This window comes from Paenibacillus pabuli NBRC 13638 (genome assembly GCF_001514495.1).
Lineage (GTDB): Bacteria > Bacillota > Bacilli > Paenibacillales > Paenibacillaceae > Paenibacillus > Paenibacillus pabuli.
This window is the reverse complement of sequence record NZ_BCNM01000025.1, coordinates 80,995-102,116: the sequence shown is the minus strand read 5'-3', so window position 1 is coordinate 102,116 and position 21,122 is coordinate 80,995. Positions and strand designations below refer to the sequence as shown.

The window sequence follows — 21,122 nt, the reverse complement described above, 5'->3', positions numbered from 1 at the left end:
CTTGTTTCTGCGTTTCTCTTCCGTGTCAGCCGTGTGTTTCAGCGGCGACTTAAATAATATATCACACTGACGAAACCAATGCAATAGCTTTTTCAAAAAAACATTTAATAGATTCTAAGTCCCTGCTGCCCCTACTAAAAGATAGTGAACTTGAGGCACTATTCCCGCAACGATTGTGTCCACATTCATAGACTTTCTTGAGATAATGCCAAAGCATTCTTCAAGGAAGGCATTTCCATACTGTCGTAGAATTGCCCTGCTCTCCATACACTCCCAAAGACCAGCTCTTCACAGAATTGGTCTTTGGAGTTGAATGGCATTTGCTTTACAACTTTATTGCTGGATCCAGGGGTTTCTTCGCTTTTTATCAGAACTTCGGTTAGTGGATGTTCCCTTGCGTTCTTTTGAAGTTTTCCCGGAAACGGTTACTTTGGATTTGCTTTTTGCTCCAGGTCTGGCTGTTCTGCGTTTCGCAGTTCCTGTTTTGGCTGCTTGTTTGGGCTTCGCTTCTAGATATGAGTCGGCCTCACTCTCAACAACGGACTGGCTCAAATTCGCCTGGTCGCGTCCTCCTTTTTTGCCCTCCCCTTTACCTTGGGATGGATAAAGCTCACCAAATGCCCCAAGCGGTGACGGCGGTACTGTATTTTGAGCAGGGTATGGATTCTGGTATGGATACTCCACCGGCTGATTCGGCATCATGGAAGTGGTCATTTCAGGTTGAACGCCGTACGGGTTATATGCGCCCCACGCCGGATCCTGGTAGTTGTGAGATGGATAAGTATAGTGATGAGCAGGCATATGGTGGTTGCCACATCCGCATGGTGGGTATGGGAGCATAGAGTAAGGAGAAATAAAAGGCGGTTGTTGATTCATATGTCCATTAGCTGCAAAAGGAGGATAAGGACTATTCACTTGACTTGCTGGCGCGATCGGATAGGAGTTGTTCTGCATTTCCCCAGAGATGTTTGGCATAACGTTATTATGATTATACTCATTCCCATTCCACGGAGCGTTAGGTGGGGTTCCTATAGAATAAGGGCTGACCTCCGTTATACCAGGGAAAGTGGCATGGTTATTTACGCCTGCCGTATACATGTCTTGTGGAGCAATGTATACCTCTTGCGCAGGTACAGGAACTTGCGCATAGGGATGTTCTGCTGGAGCATGAAGCATTTTACTGCCACAGCCACACGGCGCTTTGGTCTCAGGCGCTAGTTCAGAAGGAAACGTCATGTTATTGGGCATAACGGCTAAAGGCATAACCTCAGGAGAAATGTTAGGCATGGTGTACGTCGGCGACTCCGATATCGGTTTTAATTGAACCTCAGATTTAGTTTGTTCTTTTTTCTGAACTTCTTTCACCGGTTCCACCTCTGGTAATTCAGGCAGTTGCGGCAGCACTTCCATCTCAGGCTTCACATTAGGTACGACCGGATTTGCCGGTACAGGAGCCGGCGCAGGATTGGAGACTTCCGGTGCTGGCACTACTGGTACAATTGGAGCCGTTTCTTCTTTAACCCCCGTGTATTCCTTCCCCTCTGGCGATAGTTTCTCATGAGCAACATTAGATGATGCGCCATTCTCGGAACCCACATTTCCGGGTGTAGCCATCGATGGAATGTACACGGTCTCCCCTACAAGAAGAGCATTGGGATTCTTCAATTGCGGATTGGCATTAATCATATCCTTCAATGGAACTCCCCAAGCCTGTGACAACTTCCATAGCGAATCTCCCTGCTGGACTTTGTGATTGTGGAGCATGCCTTCCGGCTTCGGTGTAACAGGCTCCGCAGGAATTTTGACTTTCATGCCGATCTCCAACTTGTCAGGATCCGCAATTTGCGGATTAGCTGCAATAATTTTGTCCAACGCTACATTATATTTTTGGGACAGCAGATATAATGTGTCGCCTTTTTTCACCATGTGTATTTTCACTTGGAACTAACCTCCTAGACGTGATACTTGGGCAGTACATTCGCCCATACCTTTACTACATCCTATGCAGAAACTAGGCTAATGACATCAACTAAGCAAAAAAAATCCTTCCCGAACCAAAAACCGCATACTCCTGGTATGCTGAATTTCTGAGACAAGAAGGATTTTGTACTGTCCTATTCTGTTCGTTCAGTTTAATCTTCCCAGACTTTGTAACCATCTTTGTCAACAATCTGACGGAACGCTTCAAGCAGTCGGAGCGTTACAGGTCCTGCTACACCCGTTCCGATTGTTCTGCCGTCTACCTCGTACGCAGCAATTACTTCCGCAGCGGTTCCTGTGAAAAAGACTTCATCGGCAATGTACACATCATGCAGGGTAAACGGAACTTCTTTTAATTCAAGCTCCAGCTCGCCACACAGATCGATAATTGCCTGACGCGTGATCCCTTCCAGTGCGCCCAGATAACAAGGCGGCGTATAGACGACACCGTTTTTAATAATAAAGATGTTATCACTTGAGCCCTCGGTAACGTACCCCTGTGAATTCAGCATAATTGCTTCACCAACACCTGCATAGTTGGACTGGATTTTAACAAGTATGTTATTCAGGTAATTTAGCGATTTGATTTTGGGATTCAATGCGTCAGGGATGTTGCGTCGTTGGGATACAGATACGGCTTTCAATCCAGTAAGGTACGCTTCCTCCGGATAGATTGCAAGTTGCTCGACAATGATAATAACAGATGCTTTAGGGCAGCGCAGCGGATCAAGACCCAGATTACCAGGACCACGAGAAACGATCAGGCGAATATAACCGTTACGCATATCATTGCGACGTACCGTTTCAGCCATCACTTCCAGCATCTCATCATAAGACAGCGGAATGTTCAGACTGATGGATTTAGCCGAATCATACAAACGATCCAAATGCGCCTTACATCTGAAAATGTTACCGTTGTAAATCCGAATACCTTCGAAAATACCATCTCCATACAAAAATCCATGATCATATACGGAGACGGTTGCGTTCTCTTTGGTCACATATTGCCCATCCAAATAAATCCATTGTTCTGACACGTATGACTACACCTCCATAAAATGTTCATTCCTCGATTCCGAAACGATCTTTAACCCGTTATTGTACAACTAATGACAAGCCATTGTCTGTTCATTTTACCCAGTCTTATGACAACCTTCAACAGAACACACGACCTGTTCAGGTCGTTTTAAGCGAAGGATATGTATAACAGGGATAACTGCCCAGAATACGTACCTGGCAATTCAAAGCTTCAATCTCAGCCATGGCTGCGGTAAGCAATACAGAATCGGCACTTTCTTCAACATCAATGTAAAAATAGTAGCTCCCCAATCGCTTCTTTGTTGGACGCGACTCCAGACGGGTCAGGTTTAGCTTCCGCCAGGCAAACGCCGACAAAACCTGATGCAACGCACCCGGCGCATCTTCAGGTAAGGTAACTAGCAAGCTGGTTTTTACATGATCGGGATCCCGTGGAATCTGTACAGGTTCATGACCTATCAAAACAAAACGAGTATAGTTGTTGTCATGATCGGTTACCCGTTCAGCCATGATGTCCAAACCATGCTTCTGCGCAGCAAGCCTTGTGCCAATGGCAACCCAGCCTTTGCCGGGATTTCTTTTCACAATTTCCACTGCTTCCGCTGTACTGTTAACACCTTCCAGGTCTGCTCCAGGCGAATGCAATCGAATAAAATTCTGACACTGCGGAATAGCGACGGGATGTGACATGATCTTCGTAATTTTACCGAAGTCATATTCACCGCTCTCTGTTCTAAACTCAGAGCCATGCCCAATGACATTCTGTACGGATGGATAAACCCATTCTGCTTGCATTGGAATATCCACTTCATTAACGAGCCAGTCCATATGGAGACTAACCGAACCTTCAATTGTATTTTCAATGGGAATGACACTGTACTGGGACTTTCCACTGTCCGTTGCACGGAACACATCAGAAATCAGCTTGGAATGAAGCAATTCCAAAGGCTCCCCATTAAACAGAAAATCTACTGCTTCATGGGAAACTGAACCTTCGGGTAATACTGCAATTCTTTTCATGCGTTAACTTCCCCTTTAATTCTGTCCAAAAAAGGACTTTCATCTTGATCAGACAGCACGGTAACACCGTCCAAGTCCGGATCCAGCCACAATGCCGATGCAGTAATCCCTTCACGACTCATGGTATCAAGCAAGTATTGCTCCAGTTCTTCCTTGCGAGTGTCATGACGATCTACCAATGTCAAAACAGTTGGACCAGCTCCGCTCAAAGCAGCGCCTAGAGCCCCATGACTGACTGCATGCGTCAGGATCTCAGCCATCCCTGGTACCAATGATGCTCTGTAGGGCTGATGAATACGATCAGACATTGCCTTTTGGATCATATCCAATCGCCCACTTGCCAAAGCTGCAACGAGTAAGGATGATCTGCTTATATTGTGAATGACATCAGACTTCTCGAACTGCTGCGGAATCACATTCCTTGCTTTTGAAGTGGACAACTCGAAGTCCGGTACGATAACTAACGTCTGCAAATCCTGATGCGGCTCAATACGAATGTGATCTACACAACTGCCATCCCACGCTGCTGCAATGATACCTCCATATAACGAAGCCCCCACATTATCCGGATGTTTCTCCAGAGACGTAGCCATGTCCAGAAGCTTGGCATCCGACAACGGAATACCAATTAATGCATTAGCAGCAGCCAATGCACCTACGATAGCCGATGCACTGCTCCCCAGCCCACGGGTGAGCGGGATATCGGAGTACATGGAAATTTCCAACTCCGGCACGGAGATCCCGGCTTCGTTGAACACCATCTGTGCAACTTCATATATCAAATTGGATTTATCTGTTGGCAGCCCCGTTAGATGATCCCCATGTAAATGGAATATCGTCTGCTCAGCCGGTTTCATCTCCAGCCAGGCATACAGAGATAAAGCCATGCCCAGGGTATCAAACCCTGGACCGAGATTGGCTGTACTTGCCGGTACCTTAACTGTTACCCTTTGCTGCAAACTCATACGGATTGCTGCTCCAGCTGTGCAATGGCCGCCATAACCGCTTCTTCCGAATCTTCCACAACAAGCGGTTCAGTCGCTACGGTTTTGATTGCAATATTAGGATCTTTGAGGCCATGTCCTGTCAGTACACAAACCACAGTCTCTCCACCTTTAAAGTACCCTTCACGCTTCAGTTTGTATACACCGGCAACGGAAGCAGCCGAAGCAGGTTCAGCGAAAATCCCTTCACGTGCAGCAATCGTACGGTAGGCTGTCAGAATCTCTTCATCAGTGACATAATTAATCTGTCCGCCAGATTCTTCAGCTGCAGCTACAGCGGTTTTCCAACTTGCCGGATTACCAATTCGAATAGCTGTTGCCACAGTTTCTGGCTCAAGAATCGGTTCACCTTTGACAATCGCCATGGCACCTTCTGCTTCAAAACCGACCATACGCGGCAGGGAGTTCGACTTACCTGCTTCTTTATATTCCTTAAACCCTTTCCAGTAGGCCGAGATATTGCCTGCGTTACCCACCGGAATGGCGAGTACATCAGGTGCCTGACCAAGCTGCTCAATTACTTCAAATGCAGCTGTTTTCTGTCCTTCAATCCGGAACGGATTCACGGAGTTTACGAGTGTAATTGGGTGTTTGGCCGTTATTTCACGCACGATCTCCAATGCACGGTCAAAGTTGCCATTAATCGCAATCACCTTGGCTCCATAGATCATGGCTTGAGCCAGTTTACCCAGCGCAATATTGTTATTCGGGATCAATACGATACAATTCAGACCAGCACGAGCCGCATAGGCTGCTGCTGCCGCTGAAGTGTTGCCTGTCGATGCACACATGATCGTACGGCTGCCTTCTTCCATCGCTTTAGCAACAGCCATAACCATGCCGCGGTCTTTAAATGAACCTGTCGGATTCAGACCTTCATATTTGAAATATAGATTCAATCCGAGTTCCTCGGACAGATTCTCCGCATGGACCAGGGGTGTATTTCCTTCGTGAAGCGTAAGCAGGGGAGTGTTTTCATTAACCGGAAGATGCTCTCTATACGTTTGCAGTAATCCTTGATATCTCATTGTGGGTAAACTCCTTTGTCGTTAATAATCTGAATATGATTGCATACATCTATATGGTTAAACGTGTACTTAAACTTGGACTTATACCTGAAATACAAACCGGAATTTGGGGACAAGTTATCCTTCTACCCGGTACACACTCTTAATGCGACGAATGACGGAAAGAGATTCAAAATGTTTCAACACTTTATCCATGCTGGCCTTGCTAGCGTTATGCGTAACGATGATGATCTCTGCATCCGGGTTATGCTCGTTTGGCTGCTGCACAACGGATGCCAGGCTGACTTCGTATTCAGCGAAGATTTGAGTGATCTGTGCCAGTACACCTGCTTTGTCATCCACATGCAGCAAAATGAAGTTTTTCGACATAATGTGCTCGTCACTTTGCAAGCGCTTCTGCTTATATGGCACAATCGCTTTGAGACCATTTACGCCCAACTTCAGGTTTTTGATCACAGCCACAATGTCTGCCACTACAGAAGTTGCTGTCGGAAGTTCGCCTGCACCCGCACCGTAAAACATGGTCTCACCTACAGCTTCACCATGTACGTACACTGCATTGAACACGCCATTTACGGAAGCTATCGGATGATTCTGTCTTACCATTGTCGGCTGAACACTGATGGTGATCTCATCATCCCGACGATCTGCGATACCCAGCAGCTTCATCTCGTAGCCAAGTCTCTTGGCATACATAATATCTTCACGGGTTACGGATGAAATACCGCGAACGGTCACATCTTGCAATTCCACGTTAGTTCGGAAGCCGAGAGTACCCAGTATCGCCATTTTCCGAGCTGCATCGAGTCCTTCGACATCCGAAGTAGGATCCGTCTCTGCATATCCAAGTGCTTGTGCCTCTGCCAGAACCTCTCCATATGAAGCACCTTCTTGGCTCATCTTGGTCAAAATAAAGTTTGTTGTTCCGTTCACAATCCCCATAATGCGGGTAATACGGTCGGATGAGAAACCTTCAATCAGGGTGCGGATAATCGGAATCCCCCCAGCCACACTGGCTTCATAGAATACATCACATTGCTTTTCCTGTGCCTTGGCCAAAATCTCTGAACCATGCAGGGCCATCAGGTCCTTGTTCGCTGTTACGATATGCTTGCCTCGTTCCAGAGCTTCAAGAATGTACTCTTTGGTTTGATCGATACCGCCCATAACCTCAACAATCACATCGATATCCGGGTGACGAATGACTTCCCAGGGATCTTCAGTGAGCTTCGCACGATCTACGGCGATGACACGTTCCTTCTCCGTATTCTTCACTGCAATTTTCTCGATGATAATCGGTGATCCAACCTGACTGCTTAAATCCTCCTGATTTCCCTCTACGATACGAACGACACCAGTACCCACAGTACCCAAACCCAACAGTCCCACTTTTACCGGTTTCACTAACTAATCAACCCCCTAAGTCTTCTTCCGCCTGCCACCCCTGTACAATTAAATCAGAACTTCAACCTATGTTAAACGTTTCGGGTAACGTCCAATTAACCTTGGCCTACAATGCGCGTGCGCCGAACTCCGGGCATATCCTGCATCCGATCCAACATCTCCCCAATTTCTCCGTGGAGATGCGATGTCTCGACGGAAATGACAACGTTGGCTCTTCCCTGAAGCGGGATACTTTGATTAATGGTTAGCACGTTGGCTCCATAACCAGCTACATGTCCGAGCACACGAGACAATATACCCGATTGATGCTCCAAATCAATGGAGATCGTTACAATTCTCTCCCGTTCAAGCTGGTTGATTAAATGAATTCCGTCCTTGTACTTATAAAAAGCACTACGGCTTAGCCCAACCTGCTCAACAGCCTCATGCACTGTTTTGACATCTCCGGAAGCCAGCAGTTCTTTGACCTGCATGGTCTTCACCACAGCTTCAGGCAAAATGTCTTCCCGTACTAAGTAATAGCGTTCATTCACAGAACGTCCTCTCCTCAAAGACTCATGTATTCATATAGTGGACATTATAAAGGATCTATCTCAAAAGGGCAATACCTCACATGTCTATTTTTTGAAAACTGTTCCTCACAGTATACAAGTTTCCACCTGGAACATGTAAGGGAAAATAAAAAATACGCAGAGAAGCGGGTTATCTCCCACTACTCTGCGTATTGTTGTAATCCTTTATATTGAACAGGGTTCACTGCTATCTTAGTAGTAGCTGCTACCTTCCACAAATTCAAACTCAAAGTCGCCAATCCGCACAATGGTACCTTCTTCAGCTCCACGTTTACGCAGTTCTGCATCCACACCCATATGACGCAACGTACGCGCCAATTTGAGGATCGCTTCATGCGAGTTCAACTGCATCCGTTTCATCATGCGTTCAATCTTGGCACTTTCGACAACGAAGATTTCATTCTCCCGCACAATACGGAAGCCTTCGTCCTCTTTCTTGTCCAAGCTGTACACTTTGCGTTCGGATAAGTCCGCAACTTCTTCAACCACAGGCTCATCCGGAATTTGATCCAGCAGATCAGCCGCACGGTACAAGAGCTCTTGAATCCCTTTCCGTGTCAAGGACGAAATAGGCATTACTTCAATATCCGGTTGAACTTCACGAGCCTTCTGTAAGAATTCTTCCAGATTAGCTTCGGAATCCGGCATGTCCATTTTATTAGCTGCGACAACCTGTGGTCTTTCCGCAAGGACAGGATTGTACAACTTCAGTTCCTCGTTGATTTTCTGCCAGTCTTCGAACGGATCACGTCCTTCGGAACCCGACATGTCAACAACGTGGACGATAATACGTGTCCGTTCTACGTGACGCAAGAACTCATGTCCAAGCCCAATCCCCTCATGCGCACCTTCAATCAGACCCGGCAAGTCGGCCATGACAAAGCTGCGACCTTCACCCACACCAACCACACCCAGGTTAGGTGTAATGGTTGTAAAATGATAAGCTCCAATCTTTGGCTTGGCTGCTGAAACTACAGACAACAGTGTGGATTTCCCTACACTCGGGAAACCAACCAAACCGACATCAGCCATTACTTTAAGCTCAAGTACGATGTAACGCTCTTCGCCCTCTTCACCATTTTCGGCCAATTCTGGCGCAGGATTGTTCGGCGTCGCAAAACGAATGTTTCCCCTTCCGCCTCGTCCGCCGCGGGCGACGACAACCTGTTGACCATGACGTGTCAAATCTGCCAGCACTTCTCCGCTGTCATCATCCAAAATGACCGTTCCAGGTGGAATACGTACAATCATGTTCTCAGCGTTCGCACCATGCTGACTTTTATTACGTCCCTTCTCACCACGAGGGGCCTTGAAGTGACGCTGGTAACGGAAATCCATCAACGTACGCAGACCTTCATCTACACGGAAAATGATGTCAGCTCCTCTGCCTCCATCGCCCCCGGCGGGTCCGCCGTTTGGTACATACTTCTCACGACGGAACGAAATAATTCCGTCCCCTCCGTCTCCGGCTTTCACATAAATCTTAGCTTTATCTACAAACATTGGTTACCCCTTCTTCCTATATTCCGCAAGGCATTCTGAATTGTATAAACGTATCCTCAGACGGAAGCTGCTCCGTTCTGACTTTTTTACCTTTGGGTACGGCATCAAGCTGCCGCAATGTTTCCGGATCTGGTGTTTGATCCCCATCCAGCCGGACAATCACATCTCCATGGTCCTGTCCGAAGTTCAAGGTCAGTTTGCGAACCTCTCCCCAAGACGACCGGCCGCCGCCATATTGATAGGCTCGAATTGCATCCGCAATCGCCCCCGTAAGCGACTCGCCATCCTCGGGAGAGACCAGAGCACTCAGCTGCAACTCTTCCTCTACGACCACATGCAATTCCAGAGCAACTCCACTGGCCCGGAAAGATTGAAGATAAAAAACGAGTGAAGGAATACCCAATCTGGAGATCCGGCTTTCTTCGTTAACCCGCTCTACTATTCTTTCCACACATTGCACTGATTTATCAAGTTTGCCTAGCCGAAGATATCCATACAACACCTGAAGATCGTTCATCCAATCATGCCTATGATGATTTAATGATGCAATTGCTGTCTTTTCCATAGATTGTATGATGGTTCTGCGTTCCGCCTCTGCCTGTCTCTTCATCACGTTCACAGAAACAAAAAGCACCGCGACGGACCACAATGCGTATACAGCCAATGTAATGATCACTGGATACAGCATAACGAAAACCAAAGGAATCAGAAGTGAACATGCCGCAATCCACGGCACTCTTTTCCAAGATTTCATGGCTTCTCCCCGTTCTACAAAACTCGGTTGGTTTAATCCCCACCGTACCCAAGTATAACATGTCTTTTCTGCCAGTTCATTATCGAATAGCCTAAAAATACAAAAAGCCTCCGGCAAAAATGCCGAAGGCTCCTTAGGCGGAATGCCGATATTATGCTTCTACTGCTGCTGCTACTGGAGCAACATTCACAGGGTAGATGCTTACTTTTTTACGATCGCGTCCCCAACGTTCGAATTTCACAACGCCGTCAACTTTCGCAAACAAAGTGTCATCTTTACCGATACCCACGTTAGTACCTGGGTGAATTTTCGTTCCGCGTTGGCGAACGAGAATGCTACCACCAGTTACTGTTTGACCGTCAGCACGTTTAACGCCAAGGCGTTGTGCGTTACTGTCACGACCGTTCTTTGTGGAACCTACACCTTTTTTCGATGCGAATAACTGAAGATTTAATTTCAACATGATTGGTTGTCCTCCTTCTTTAATTATTTGACTTGCTCTATCTGAATATACTTTCCGTATGACTCTGCAATATCAGTGAGCATAACCACCATGGATTCGAGCAGCAATTGTACCTGGGACCAGGTTTCGTCTCTCGCAAGCACTGGCAAAGAAGCACTTAAAAAGCCATTCTTCATCTTGGCATCCATTTCGACACCCGTTAATGCTTCGATCGAGTTTACCGTACCCACTGTAACAGCGGATACCCCGGCACATACGATGTCTTCTCCTCGCTTGGCAAAATTAGCATGCCCTTTGATAGAAAAGCGATCGATGCTCCCGTCCTCATTACGAAAGACTTGAACGATAATCACTTATCGCACCTTCTTACGCTTTGATTGCTTCGATAGTTACTTTAGTGTACGGTTGACGGTGACCTTGCTTCACATGGTAGTTCTTTTTCGGTTTGTATTTGTATACAACAACCTTTTGTCCTTTGCCATGTTTCTCCACTTTAGCCGTTACAGTTGCTCCGGAAACCAATGGTGTACCTGCTGTCAAACCTTGATCGTTAGATACAGCCAGGACACGGTCGAACGTTACGCTTTCGCCATCGTTCGCAGTCAATTTCTCGATGAACAGAACATCGCCCTCTTGGACTTTGTACTGTTTGCCGCCTGTTTCAATAATTGCGTACATTTGCCTTGCACCTCCTCATGTCTCAGACTCGCCCGTTCTCAGGTGACAGTGCCTTGCGGAAACTGTGCTTATACCCGGCCAGTGCGGTTACAGCATGTGCAAGACCAATAGGCTAGACACATACCTGATGATTATACCACCAACTATACTAAAAATCAATGCAAAGGTGAAATATATCTTTTGCCTGTCCCATGACAGGAAGAACACGGCTCAACGTAAGGCAGCGTACTCTCTTCCCGCACTTTCTTACGGGTAAGTTCGAGCAGCCCCAGTTTGGTCCAGCCCATTACAAAAGCTTTGGTGCGGTCCTTCTTCAGCTCATTTTCGAGCGATGCCGCAACCTCCTGCCGATTCATCGCTTCCTCCATATCAATGAAGTCCACAATAATCATGCCACCGATATCCCGAAGCCGCATTAAACGAGCAATCTCAACGGCAGCCTGCATATTCGTTTCTGTCACCGTCTCTTCCAGACTGTCCCCGCCTGCTCCAGTGTACTTGCCTGTATTGACATCGATTACGGTGAGTGCCTCCGTATGGTCAATGACGATATAGCCGCCTCCCGGCAGCCACACTTTACGGGCAAAATCCTTGTTCAATTGTTCCTGTACACCATAAGCGGCAAAAATGGATTCGGCTCCCCGATACACCTGTACTTTAGGCTGATGACCAGGACATATCTCCTCCAGTAAAGCAGTCACTTCACGAGCTTGTACTTCATCATCCGTAATTACTTCATCGCTGCCAGGAGTATACACATCCCTAATGATTCGCTGAACCATATTTTGATCCCGATGCAGCAGGCTTGGTGAAGGCAAACTATCCGATTTCTCGCGAATCAGATGCCACTGCTCACGTAATGTTCCCAAGTCAGCCTCAATGGCTTCCCGCTGTTCCTCTGCGGATATGGTTCGTATGATAAGCCCCTCTTCGCCCCGCCTTAATTGTTCACCCAGTGCTTTGAGCCGGGAACGATCTCCCTCACGGGCAATTTTCTTGGAGACGGCTACATAGTCGGCAAGTGGCATATAGACAAGCCAGCGGCCCGGCAGTGAGTAATGAGTCGTCACCCGGGCTCCTTTGCTTCCAACAGGTTCCTTCAGAACCTGGACAATTACATCCTGACCCGGACGAAGCAACTCCGAGATCGATGGCTTCACTTTGGGTTGTTTCTCCAAATTGGGATGTAATACATCATCTACATACAGAAAAGCATTCTTTTTCTGACCGATATCCACAAAAGCAGCCTGCATACCTGGCAACACATTCACTACTCTTCCCTTAAAAAAGGAATTCAGCAGTCCACGCTCGCGTATACGCTCTGCTGTGAATTCTACAGCTTTGCCTTCTTCCAGAAGCGCCATTTGCATGAGGTTATGCTCATTATGTACAATCATTCGTTTCATGGCTTCACCTCTAGAAGACGATTCAATTCATCCACATCCATTCTGTTTCATTGCAATATTCCTTGTACATGTATTAACCCAATTCAGGACAGGTTCACCACGATGCTACAACTTATCGGTGTTTTGTTTAAAATAGGAACCGATGATGCGTTGTTCAGGCAAAACGGCCAAGATTCTCCCCTGTCTGTTCATTACATATATCATATGATATCTTTCTCTCTTTAATAGACGCAAAATAGGTTCCAAAGGTTTCGCCGGAAATGAGATTATCGGCTGTGCCAAACTGCCTGCAGCTGCATATTGGGCGAATGTACCTTCACGGTTCATCAGGAACCGAATAAAACGATATGGAATATTCCGGTAATCGGTCACATTGGAATAGAACAGAAACAGTCCGATCAACAGAATATTTAGGGGCAGCCCGTACCCACCAGCAAACCAGCGAGTAATGGCAAACACAATCACTCCAGCACTACAAACGATACTGATTCGGTAGGTCCACATCAATGTTGTATAGTAGGGGGCAAACAGGCTTACGAGTGCCTGTACAATTTTACCGCCATCCAGCGGCAGCACTGGCAGCAGGTTAAATAAGGCAATCAACAGATTCCCCTTTATAATATAATCCAAAAAAGCAGGGTCCCCCACACTACCGTATTTTAACAGCAGCACGATTCCAACCATGAGCATATTCTGAAAAGGCCCCGCCAAAGCGATCATGATTTCCCGACGCGCTGTAATATTTCCGCCATCTTCGATTAGGGCAACTCCGCCAAAAGGCAGCATCTGTATCGACAGGACACGGCAGCCCAGAAGGGCTGCCGCCGCAGCATGTCCACATTCATGAATAAATACAATCGCGAACAGTGTGATTAACTCAATAAAATGTCCGGTCATCAGGGATGCCATCATAATGATCACAAAAAATGGATGAAACGAGATACGTACACCCCATATCCTAATCAAGGGCAACCACTTCCGCAGGGTCTACGTACTCCTCGCCCTCTTTTACAGCGAAATACAATGTGGCAGGTTGATCATTTCCGCTCTCCTTTAGACTTCCCACTGCATCTCCCGCTTCAACCCAGTCATTCACCTTGACTTCACTTTCGTTCAAGCGTCCGTATATGGCTGTCACTTTGCCAGAGTGCTGGATTACCACCGTCGTTCCATTTTCCGGATCATCCAAAACTTGAAGGACACGTCCAGCATCCGAGCTGACTACCTGGACAAGTCCGGTGCCGCCCGCTTCAGGAACTATTTCAATGCCTTTCATGCTCAATGCAAAAGGTTGAACAATGGTGCCAGAGATCGGTTTGCCCAGTAGGTGCCCAACACCCGAGCCATTCACAGAATCAATGGTATGTCCTAGCACAGGCAGGAATGATGGCGTTCCCCCAAAATGCCTTTCGTACCAGGCTTCCGCCACTTCAAAATCCATATCCCGATGCAGCATATCGGCGATCACGGTTTTGGCAGGTGTCGTCCATGATGTGTTTAACTGGAACAATCCCCAAACGGCACCAAAAACGAACACGCTAATCACAGTTCGTCCCACGAATGACTTTATTAGATTGAAACGAGGATGACCGCCATGACCATAATGACCGTTCTCTTTTTTCCATAGCCACTCTGGGTCTCTTTCTCTTTCTCTTTCTCTTTCTCTTTCTCTTTCCTGTTCTGCCAGCGAAGCTCTTGCCGTTCGCAGGTTTTCATGTATATCCATAGACGAGAATGGCTTCCGTTGCGTTGATTCACGAGTATTAGGCAACGTAGCTGACTCTCGCTGCTGCATGACCTCCTCCGTAGCCCCATCCATCAGTCGTCGAATGCGTTCTTCTCTTCTCTGCTTAATTCTGAGTTTCGTATTCATGGAAAATCCTCCCGCCGAGGCTTGTTTACTACATCCTATGAGGAGCTCGTTCATAATATGAACACGCTTCGGCTGGAAGCAAAAATAACCCCACAACGTGGAGTCCTTCATCCAAATACGATCCCTTGCTTGCCACACAAGGCATCTATTAAATGTTCCATAATATTCAAAAAAGCCGGGCGTTAGGCCACGGCTGTCATACATCAATCTGATAAGGAAGAGCTGTTAACCCATCCCAAAAAACTTTTTGAAACGTGAGAAGGCACCCTTCTTCTGCTCCAATTGCATCAATGGAACTGTATCTCCCAAAATTCGACGGGCAATATTGCGATAGGCAATAGCCGCAAGCGAGTCTGGATTCATTACTGTCGGTTCTCCCGAGTTGGCCGCCTTGATGACAAGTTCATCATCAGGAACAATTCCAATCAGGTCAATATTAAGTACTTGTAAGATGCCATCAATATCGAGCATGTCGCCTGATTTAACCATGTTGTTACGAATGCGGTTCACGACCAATTTTGGGGATTGTATGTGTGAACTCTCGAGCAAACCGATAACACGATCCGCATCACGGACCGCCGCATTCTCAGGAGTAGTGACCACAATCGCCTGATCTGCACCTGCAACCGCATTTTTGAATCCCTGTTCAATTCCGGCTGGACAATCAATAATGACGTATTCAAAATCTTTCTTCAATTCGAGGATAATGTCCTTCACCTGTTCTGGTGATACGGAGTTCTTGTCTCTCGTTTGCGCTGCAGGCAGCATATATAATTCTTCAAAACGTTTATCTTTGACCAAAGCCTGATTCAGACGGCAGCGTCCGTCTGCAACGTCACACAGATCATAAATGATCCGGTTTTCGAGTCCCATCACGACATCCAGATTACGAAGGCCGATATCGGTGTCTACCAGACAAACCTTCTTGCCGAGCAGCGCCAGCGCTGTCCCGATGTTTGCCGAGGTGGTTGTTTTACCCACGCCGCCTTTACCCGAAGTGATCACGATTGCCTCTCCCATGAGCTACACTCCTTTAAACACATTAAAATCTCGGCGCAACCGAACGATATTGCTCATCTTGTCGATCTGCATCTGATTGTCCTGTAAATAAGCAAATTCCATTCCGGTCTCTCGGCTCTCCCACTCATCGGGAGGACGACTAATAATATCCGCGATTCGCAGCTGCGTCGGTGCAAACACCGAAGCCGCAATGATCGAGTCCTCGTCCCCACTAATTCCGGCATGAGCCATGCCTCTGAGTGAACCCAAAACATATATATCTCCGGTGCACGTTACTGTGCCCCCCGGATTGATATCTCCAAGAAACAAGAGATTCCCTTCATGGTGAAGCACCTGACCAGAACGCACCATACCGCACATGGTCACAATCGGCGGCGGCCCTTTAACCTCTGGTTTAAGGGCGGGTGAGTCGATGGAACGAATGAGCAAATTCCCTTTTTGTTTTAATATATCAAGAATTGCTTCTTTCTGGTCCTCCGTCACTTCCCGGCTGCCCAGTTTGATATCCACATGAACAATCGGTCCGGTCAAAATATTTTGATGGCTGTGTTCCAGCTTATAGCGGAGCTCATAGAGCAATTCCTCGAATTCACATTGATCGTCCAACAGGAAAACCAGGCCGTCTCGGATGCCTTTAATCGTTACGTGATTCGATTTAACCGTCATAAGCCTGTCCCTCCCATCCCATTACATTTCGTGCCCGGGTCCCCAAGTTCCTGCTTCTTGCTCCATAAATGTATTAAGAAGCTTCTTCTGCTTTGCTCTTTCTCTTGCCAATGCGTTCCAATTGTTTGCGAAGCGGGACATAGATGATCAGTGCAAACACAAAATGAATGAACAAATTGGGAATCATGTATTCAATCAGCGCCCAGTCAAATGTTACGTGGTTGAGTTGGAAAAGCTTGTACAGAAAGAATAACATGGTATCATTCAGCAGACTTCCCAAAAGGACGACGGAAACCATGACCGGTAGTGGTGCGCGCGGTGCTTGAAAAATAAGTCCCATCATATATGCCGATAATCCCATGGAGAATCCATATGGTCCAATCATTTCGCCGTAGAAAACAACGTCGTGCAGCAGTCCAAATAATATGCCAAGCACCAAAGCCGTATGGCGATGATGGTAGACAGCAATAAACAAAATCACGATGTAGACCAGATTGGCCGAAATGCGCATTTGCCAGGCGGAAGGAATAAGCAACGGAAGAATGGTTCCTTCCGCGATGAACAACACGAACAGCAGCAGGAATAAGACTTGCTTGCGTGTCACCATTACTCTTTTACCTCAGGCGGGATAATGACAATCAGCTCTTTCCAGTCCAAAAAGCTTGCGTATGGCTTAATTGTAGCTGTTTTTGTTAAACCATACTCGCTTTTCTCCACCTTATCCACTTCTCCGATCCGCATATACTTCGGAAAGTTATTGATAATCCCGGAAGAGATGATTTCATCACCGTCTTTGATATTTGAGTCTTCCGAAATTTTGGTCATTTTGAGCATGCCGGTCTTCGGATCATAACTCTCGATCATGCCAAACACTTTCTCTTTGCCCACCGCAGTAGCTGCAATAGCATTGGATGTCGGATCATTGGCATCCATAGAAGTTAACAGATTAACTGTTGACGTATAGGAGCTGACATGACTGACCACCCCGACCAGCCCTTCCTGTGAAGTAACAGCCATCCCCGGCTTGATTCCTGCATTCTCACCAATGTCAATATTGATCGTTCTGCTGTTCGGGTCGGAGTTGGCACTGATGACCTGAGCAATTCGCGAACCGTAATTATACCGATTCTTTTGTTCTTCGGTAAAATTGAGGGCTTTCTGAAGCTGTTCATTCACCTGCTCCATATCATTGTATTTCAGCCGATCTCGGGTGTAGTGCCCCATTGCAATACGAAGCTCTTCATTCTCTTGATATACCGTACGCATGTTCGCCAAATCTTTGAAAAAGCCCGCTACTGAAGAAGCGGGCTTGTAAAATACGTATTGTACAAATCCGACTGAATCCTTTAGAAATTTCTCCGGCCAGGATAGAGCGGTTCGCGGACCGAGCGTAAAGCCCATTAACGCGATAAATGTAACAAGGCCCACCAGCAAAACAAAAAGTCTTTTGTTACCCAGCAGTTTAAACAGTTCGACCACCCTCTAACATCCATTATTCTCTTCCGAGCCATGCCCGGCGGGGAGACTGTCAGACTTATAGTCCCTTCGAGAATATCAGCTGATTCTCCCCGGGTATGCGGGTAATAGCTCTCCCGGGATTAACCGGGCCCTCCGTTGATATCTTCCACTTGGTCGATAAGGCAGCCAAGCCGGGCAAATACCAATTAACGTTTGGAACGAACTGCCGAACTGCTTCTGCTCTTGAACAAATGAATATTTTCAAGTGCTTTACCTGTACCGAGTGCAACGCAATCAAGCGGATTCTCTGCCACGATCACAGGCATACCTGTCTCACCAGCAAGAAGTTTGTCCAGATTGCGGAGCAATGCACCGCCGCCTGTGAGCACAATGCCACGGTCCATAATATCCGCTGCCAGCTCAGGAGGACATTTCTCCAAGGTTACCTTTACAGCTTCAACAATGGCATTCACGGTATCAGCCAAAGCTTCACTGATCTCATCGGATGTAATCGTAATCGTCTTCGGCAGACCAGTCACAAGATCACGTCCACGAATCTCCATCGTTTCCACTTGCTCAAGCGGCATAGCCGATCCGATATCCATCTTCAATTGCTCGGATGTGCGTTCACCGATCATCAGATTATACTGACGTTTGATGTATTGAATAACGGATTCATCCATCTCGTCACCAGCTACACGAACCGAACGGCTCGTAACAATCCCGCCCAAGGAAATAACGGCTACTTCTGTTGTACCGCCACCGATATCTACAACCATGCTCCCTGTTGGCTCCCATACCGGCAGATCAGCACCAATTGCAGCCGCAAAAGGCTCTTCAATCGTGTAGGCTTCACGTGCGCCGGCTTGTTTCGTTGCATCTTCAACGGCGCGTTGTTCGACTGCTGTAATCCCGGAAGGTACACATACCATCACGTTGGGATGACGTTGGAACATGGAACGTTGCTTTTGCGCTTGACGAATAAAGTATTTGATCATCGTTGCTGTTGTATCGAAGTCAGCAATAACGCCGTCCTTCATCGGACGAATCGCACGAATGTTCCCTGGTGTACGACCGATCATTTTTTTCGCCGATTCACCTACTGCCTCAATTGTTTTTGTATCTGTCCGGATCGCAACTACGGAAGGTTCCCGTACCACAATTCCTTTTCCACGCACATAAACCAACGTATTTGCTGTCCCCAAATCAATCCCCAAATCTTTATTAAAACCACCAAACATGACGTTAATCTCCTTTTCTGCCTCATATAGCTGCTCCCGTAAATCAAGAGCATTTCATTTTCATTCCCACCATAATGGTGGAGCTAATATTCGCATTTGTTTTGTGTTGCAGTTTTTTGTGATGCATTTGTAAAGTGAACCTATCTTCTACGGACAACGCCGTCAATATTCATAGGAAAACATCAACGCCAACCATTATATTATACTAAGCCCTTCTCCTTCAAACTTACGTACGTTCCATCTCCGATAATAATGTGATCCAGCACGTCTATGCCAACAATTGCACCAGCTTCGATCAATCTCTTGGTTATTTGGATATCCTCTGGACTAGGCGTAGGATCCCCGCTCGGATGGTTGTGTGCGCACACAATAGAAGCGCTGCTGCATTTGATGGCAGCCCGGAACACTTCACGCGGATGTACAATCGAAGCGTTAAGGCTGCCCATGGAGAGTGTTTCCTGGGCAATAATATGATTTTTGGTATTTAGAAAAAGACATACAAAGTGTTCCTTTTGCAAGTAACGTAACTGTTCGGTAAGGATATCGGCCGCGTCACGAGGGGTACGAATCGAAGTCGACGGTGTAAGTCTGCTCTTCGCAATCCGGTGTCCAAGCTCGATACTGGCTTTTAGTTGTACAGCCTTTGCCATGCCTATTCCCTTCATCGCAGTCAGTTCTTCCAGACTCAAATCCATCAACGAGCGAATGCCACCCGCTTCGGTGAGAATTCGCTGTGCCATATGCACTGCGGATTCCTGCCTTGTGCCTGTTCGAAGTAAAATCGCCAGCAATTCAGCATGGCTCAAGGCGCCCGCCCCGTATTCCATCATGCGTTCTCTCGGGCGTTCTTCCTGGGGGATGTCGCGCATCATATATTGAGGCGACTCCATATATTCCCTCTTTTCACATCTTCAATTGCGGAATTTCATGTGCGTGGCAGTACATGTACGCCGAATCCTTCCAGCATATCACTAAGCAAGGACAGGGGCAGACCGACCACATTGAAATAACATCCTTCAATACGGTCTATCAGTGAAGCACCAATGCCCTGAATGGCATAGGAGCCTGCCTTGTCCGAAGGTTCTCCGGTCTGAACATAAGCTCGAATCGTAGCATCAGACAGCTCCTTCATCGTTACATCCGTCTGCCGATACTGAACCATGGATTGTCCATTGCCAGCATCGATACAGGCCACTCCAGTGAATACACGGTGTACACGCCCCTGCAGACGGGATAACATCCGTTCAGCGTCTGCTTCGTCTACGGGTTTGCCAAGAATATCGCCGTCCAGAACGACAATCGTGTCGCTACCAACAATGATAGCATCTTGCTCACGGCCTTCCAGCCCACGATAAACGGCAAGTGCCTTGCGCATGGCAAGCTCCTGTACCGTTTGTTCTGGAGTCCATTCCGGTGGTGTATCTTCATCGGCATGACTTGGTATTACATCAAAAGCTAAATGAAGTGAGGCGATCAGTTCTTTACGCCGTGGCGAAGTGGAGGCCAGAATAATAGGGCGTTGTTTTGTTCTATCCAAAATAATCGGCTCCTTAGGCTACGGCGACATCCTGTCGGATCACGCTAGTAGATGTCATTTTTTTTAGTTTCTTCGTCATAATTCGTCATACTCCTATAATCTGCGATACAGCCATACAGCAGCAATGATACCGATCAGACTCAGGAGGCTCATTTGAAATTGAAGTGAAATGTCATAACTAATAATGTCCAGATCAGCCTGCGGCGACCAGCGAATGGCCGTGGCTTTTGTTAGAAAGGCTACGGCCTTTACAGGCTGCAGTGCCTTGGCGATCCACGCTCCGGCCAGCCAGCCGAGCAGCAGAAACAGCAATAACATGCCGAAGTTTTTTTTCATCGGTGATCTTCCCTCGCCATTTTTTGACACCCACATTATTATACGGGGTTTTGTACGTCAATACAAACACAAATCCGGCAAGGGGAACTATTTCCAGTTCCTTGCCGGATAGGTATTCCAAGGCTGTGTTATGGGAAAGAG

23 protein-coding genes and 1 other annotated feature are annotated in these 21,122 nt (G+C 47.1%); all 23 genes read right to left on the bottom strand.

Annotated elements, in window-relative coordinates; all coding sequences use genetic code 11:
• Positions 1-333: 333 nt before the first annotated feature.
• Positions 334-1,938, bottom strand: a complete 1,605-nt coding sequence (locus tag PPA03S_RS27255; RefSeq protein ID WP_062328123.1) for a LysM peptidoglycan-binding domain-containing protein — start codon at positions 1,936-1,938, stop codon at positions 334-336.
• Between the two features lie 194 nt (positions 1,939-2,132).
• Entirely contained in the window at positions 2,133-3,017 is an 885-nt protein-coding gene (gene ilvE, locus PPA03S_RS27250; RefSeq protein WP_062328120.1) for a branched-chain-amino-acid transaminase, read from the bottom strand.
• Positions 3,018-3,156: 139 nt separating this feature from the next.
• Positions 3,157-4,038: a prephenate dehydratase gene (pheA, locus tag PPA03S_RS27245; RefSeq protein WP_062328117.1), complete on the bottom strand. Its 882-nt coding sequence runs from the start codon at positions 4,036-4,038 to the stop codon at positions 3,157-3,159.
• The gene (thrB, locus tag PPA03S_RS27240) at positions 4,035-5,003 is read right to left on the bottom strand and encodes a homoserine kinase (RefSeq protein WP_062328114.1); all 969 of its coding nucleotides are present in this window, start codon (positions 5,001-5,003) and stop codon (positions 4,035-4,037) included. Before thrB ends, pheA begins: the two co-directional genes overlap by 4 nt.
• Positions 5,000-6,070 (bottom strand): threonine synthase, encoded by a 1,071-nt coding sequence (thrC, locus tag PPA03S_RS27235; RefSeq protein WP_062328111.1) that lies wholly within the window; start codon positions 6,068-6,070, stop codon positions 5,000-5,002. Before thrC ends, thrB begins: the two co-directional genes overlap by 4 nt.
• Positions 6,071-6,187: 117 nt before the next feature.
• Entirely contained in the window at positions 6,188-7,474 is a 1,287-nt protein-coding gene (locus PPA03S_RS27230) for a homoserine dehydrogenase (RefSeq protein WP_062328107.1), read from the bottom strand.
• Positions 7,475-7,569: 95 nt separating this feature from the next.
• The gene (locus PPA03S_RS27225; protein ID WP_024633956.1) at positions 7,570-8,007 is read right to left on the bottom strand and encodes an ACT domain-containing protein; all 438 of its coding nucleotides are present in this window, start codon (positions 8,005-8,007) and stop codon (positions 7,570-7,572) included.
• Between the two features lie 231 nt (positions 8,008-8,238).
• Positions 8,239-9,549, bottom strand: coding sequence for a GTPase ObgE (gene obgE / locus PPA03S_RS27220; RefSeq protein ID WP_062328104.1), 1,311 nt, complete (start codon positions 9,547-9,549; stop codon positions 8,239-8,241).
• A gap of 16 nt (positions 9,550-9,565) precedes the next feature.
• Positions 9,566-10,303, bottom strand: a complete 738-nt coding sequence (locus PPA03S_RS27215; protein ID WP_062328144.1) for a Spo0B domain-containing protein — start codon at positions 10,301-10,303, stop codon at positions 9,566-9,568.
• Between the two features lie 151 nt (positions 10,304-10,454).
• On the bottom strand, positions 10,455-10,766 hold the full coding sequence (gene rpmA / locus PPA03S_RS27210; protein ID WP_024633959.1) for a 50S ribosomal protein L27: 312 nt from the start codon (positions 10,764-10,766) through the stop codon (positions 10,455-10,457).
• 23 nt (positions 10,767-10,789) lie between these two features.
• Positions 10,790-11,119 carry a ribosomal-processing cysteine protease Prp gene (locus PPA03S_RS27205; RefSeq protein WP_062328101.1) on the bottom strand — a complete coding sequence of 110 codons (330 nt, stop codon included), beginning with the start codon at positions 11,117-11,119 and terminating at the stop codon, positions 10,790-10,792.
• Positions 11,120-11,132: 13 nt separating this feature from the next.
• Complete coding sequence (rplU, locus tag PPA03S_RS27200) at positions 11,133-11,444, bottom strand: 50S ribosomal protein L21 (RefSeq protein WP_062328098.1); 312 nt, start codon at positions 11,442-11,444, stop codon at positions 11,133-11,135.
• A 14-nt stretch (positions 11,445-11,458) separates the two neighbouring features.
• Positions 11,459-11,543, bottom strand: a sequence feature (ribosomal protein L21 leader region).
• Between the two features lie 56 nt (positions 11,544-11,599).
• Positions 11,600-12,850, bottom strand: a complete 1,251-nt coding sequence (locus PPA03S_RS27195; protein ID WP_062328095.1) for an Rne/Rng family ribonuclease — start codon at positions 12,848-12,850, stop codon at positions 11,600-11,602.
• Positions 12,851-12,955: 105 nt separating this feature from the next.
• The gene (locus PPA03S_RS27190; RefSeq protein WP_062328092.1) at positions 12,956-13,816 is read right to left on the bottom strand and encodes a M50 family metallopeptidase; all 861 of its coding nucleotides are present in this window, start codon (positions 13,814-13,816) and stop codon (positions 12,956-12,958) included.
• Positions 13,809-14,723 (bottom strand): M23 family metallopeptidase, encoded by a 915-nt coding sequence (locus PPA03S_RS27185; RefSeq protein ID WP_062328089.1) that lies wholly within the window; start codon positions 14,721-14,723, stop codon positions 13,809-13,811. The genes PPA03S_RS27190 and PPA03S_RS27185 overlap by 8 nt, the downstream gene beginning before the upstream one ends.
• A 225-nt stretch (positions 14,724-14,948) precedes the next feature.
• On the bottom strand, positions 14,949-15,743 hold the full coding sequence (gene minD, locus PPA03S_RS27180) for a septum site-determining protein MinD (RefSeq protein ID WP_024633965.1): 795 nt from the start codon (positions 15,741-15,743) through the stop codon (positions 14,949-14,951).
• 3 nt (positions 15,744-15,746) lie between these two features.
• Entirely contained in the window at positions 15,747-16,409 is a 663-nt protein-coding gene (gene minC, locus PPA03S_RS27175) for a septum site-determining protein MinC (protein ID WP_062328086.1), read from the bottom strand.
• Positions 16,410-16,482: 73 nt separating this feature from the next.
• The gene (locus tag PPA03S_RS27170) at positions 16,483-17,016 is read right to left on the bottom strand and encodes a rod shape-determining protein MreD (RefSeq protein ID WP_062328081.1); all 534 of its coding nucleotides are present in this window, start codon (positions 17,014-17,016) and stop codon (positions 16,483-16,485) included.
• Complete coding sequence (gene mreC / locus PPA03S_RS27165) at positions 17,016-17,888, bottom strand: rod shape-determining protein MreC (RefSeq protein ID WP_062328078.1); 873 nt, start codon at positions 17,886-17,888, stop codon at positions 17,016-17,018. The genes PPA03S_RS27170 and mreC overlap by 1 nt, the downstream gene beginning before the upstream one ends.
• A gap of 185 nt (positions 17,889-18,073) precedes the next feature.
• Positions 18,074-19,108 carry a rod shape-determining protein gene (locus PPA03S_RS27160; RefSeq protein ID WP_062328075.1) on the bottom strand — a complete coding sequence of 345 codons (1,035 nt, stop codon included), beginning with the start codon at positions 19,106-19,108 and terminating at the stop codon, positions 18,074-18,076.
• A gap of 200 nt (positions 19,109-19,308) precedes the next feature.
• Positions 19,309-19,998, bottom strand: coding sequence for a RadC family protein (radC, locus tag PPA03S_RS27155; protein WP_062328072.1), 690 nt, complete (start codon positions 19,996-19,998; stop codon positions 19,309-19,311).
• A gap of 35 nt (positions 19,999-20,033) precedes the next feature.
• Positions 20,034-20,645: a Maf family protein gene (locus PPA03S_RS27150; RefSeq protein ID WP_062328069.1), complete on the bottom strand. Its 612-nt coding sequence runs from the start codon at positions 20,643-20,645 to the stop codon at positions 20,034-20,036.
• 93 nt (positions 20,646-20,738) lie between these two features.
• Entirely contained in the window at positions 20,739-20,981 is a 243-nt protein-coding gene (locus PPA03S_RS27145; RefSeq protein WP_062328066.1) for a DUF4321 domain-containing protein, read from the bottom strand.
• Positions 20,982-21,122: the final 141 nt, after the last annotated feature.

What these genes read in the sequence shown, in the direction of transcription:
- pheA (WP_062328117.1), bottom strand. Translation starts at nt 4,038, where the DNA reads ATGAAAAGAATTGCAGTATTACCCGAAGGTTCAGTTTCCCATGAAGCA.
- PPA03S_RS27185 (WP_062328089.1), bottom strand. Translation starts at nt 14,723, where the DNA reads ATGAATACGAAACTCAGAATTAAGCAGAGAAGAGAAGAACGCATTCGA.
- minC (WP_062328086.1), bottom strand. Translation starts at nt 16,409, where the DNA reads ATGACGGTTAAATCGAATCACGTAACGATTAAAGGCATCCGAGACGGC.
- PPA03S_RS27170 (WP_062328081.1), bottom strand. Translation starts at nt 17,016, where the DNA reads ATGGTGACACGCAAGCAAGTCTTATTCCTGCTGCTGTTCGTGTTGTTC.
- thrC (WP_062328111.1), bottom strand. Translation starts at nt 6,070, where the DNA reads ATGAGATATCAAGGATTACTGCAAACGTATAGAGAGCATCTTCCGGTT.
- PPA03S_RS27195 (WP_062328095.1), bottom strand. Translation starts at nt 12,850, where the DNA reads ATGAAACGAATGATTGTACATAATGAGCATAACCTCATGCAAATGGCG.
- rpmA (WP_024633959.1), bottom strand. Translation starts at nt 10,766, where the DNA reads ATGTTGAAATTAAATCTTCAGTTATTCGCATCGAAAAAAGGTGTAGGT.
- thrB (WP_062328114.1), bottom strand. Translation starts at nt 5,003, where the DNA reads ATGAGTTTGCAGCAAAGGGTAACAGTTAAGGTACCGGCAAGTACAGCC.
- obgE (WP_062328104.1), bottom strand. Translation starts at nt 9,549, where the DNA reads ATGTTTGTAGATAAAGCTAAGATTTATGTGAAAGCCGGAGACGGAGGG.
- rplU (WP_062328098.1), bottom strand. Translation starts at nt 11,444, where the DNA reads ATGTACGCAATTATTGAAACAGGCGGCAAACAGTACAAAGTCCAAGAG.
- minD (WP_024633965.1), bottom strand. Translation starts at nt 15,743, where the DNA reads ATGGGAGAGGCAATCGTGATCACTTCGGGTAAAGGCGGCGTGGGTAAA.
- PPA03S_RS27145 (WP_062328066.1), bottom strand. Translation starts at nt 20,981, where the DNA reads ATGAAAAAAAACTTCGGCATGTTATTGCTGTTTCTGCTGCTCGGCTGG.
- PPA03S_RS27160 (WP_062328075.1), bottom strand. Translation starts at nt 19,108, where the DNA reads ATGTTTGGTGGTTTTAATAAAGATTTGGGGATTGATTTGGGGACAGCA.
- radC (WP_062328072.1), bottom strand. Translation starts at nt 19,998, where the DNA reads ATGGAGTCGCCTCAATATATGATGCGCGACATCCCCCAGGAAGAACGC.
- PPA03S_RS27215 (WP_062328144.1), bottom strand. Translation starts at nt 10,303, where the DNA reads ATGAAATCTTGGAAAAGAGTGCCGTGGATTGCGGCATGTTCACTTCTG.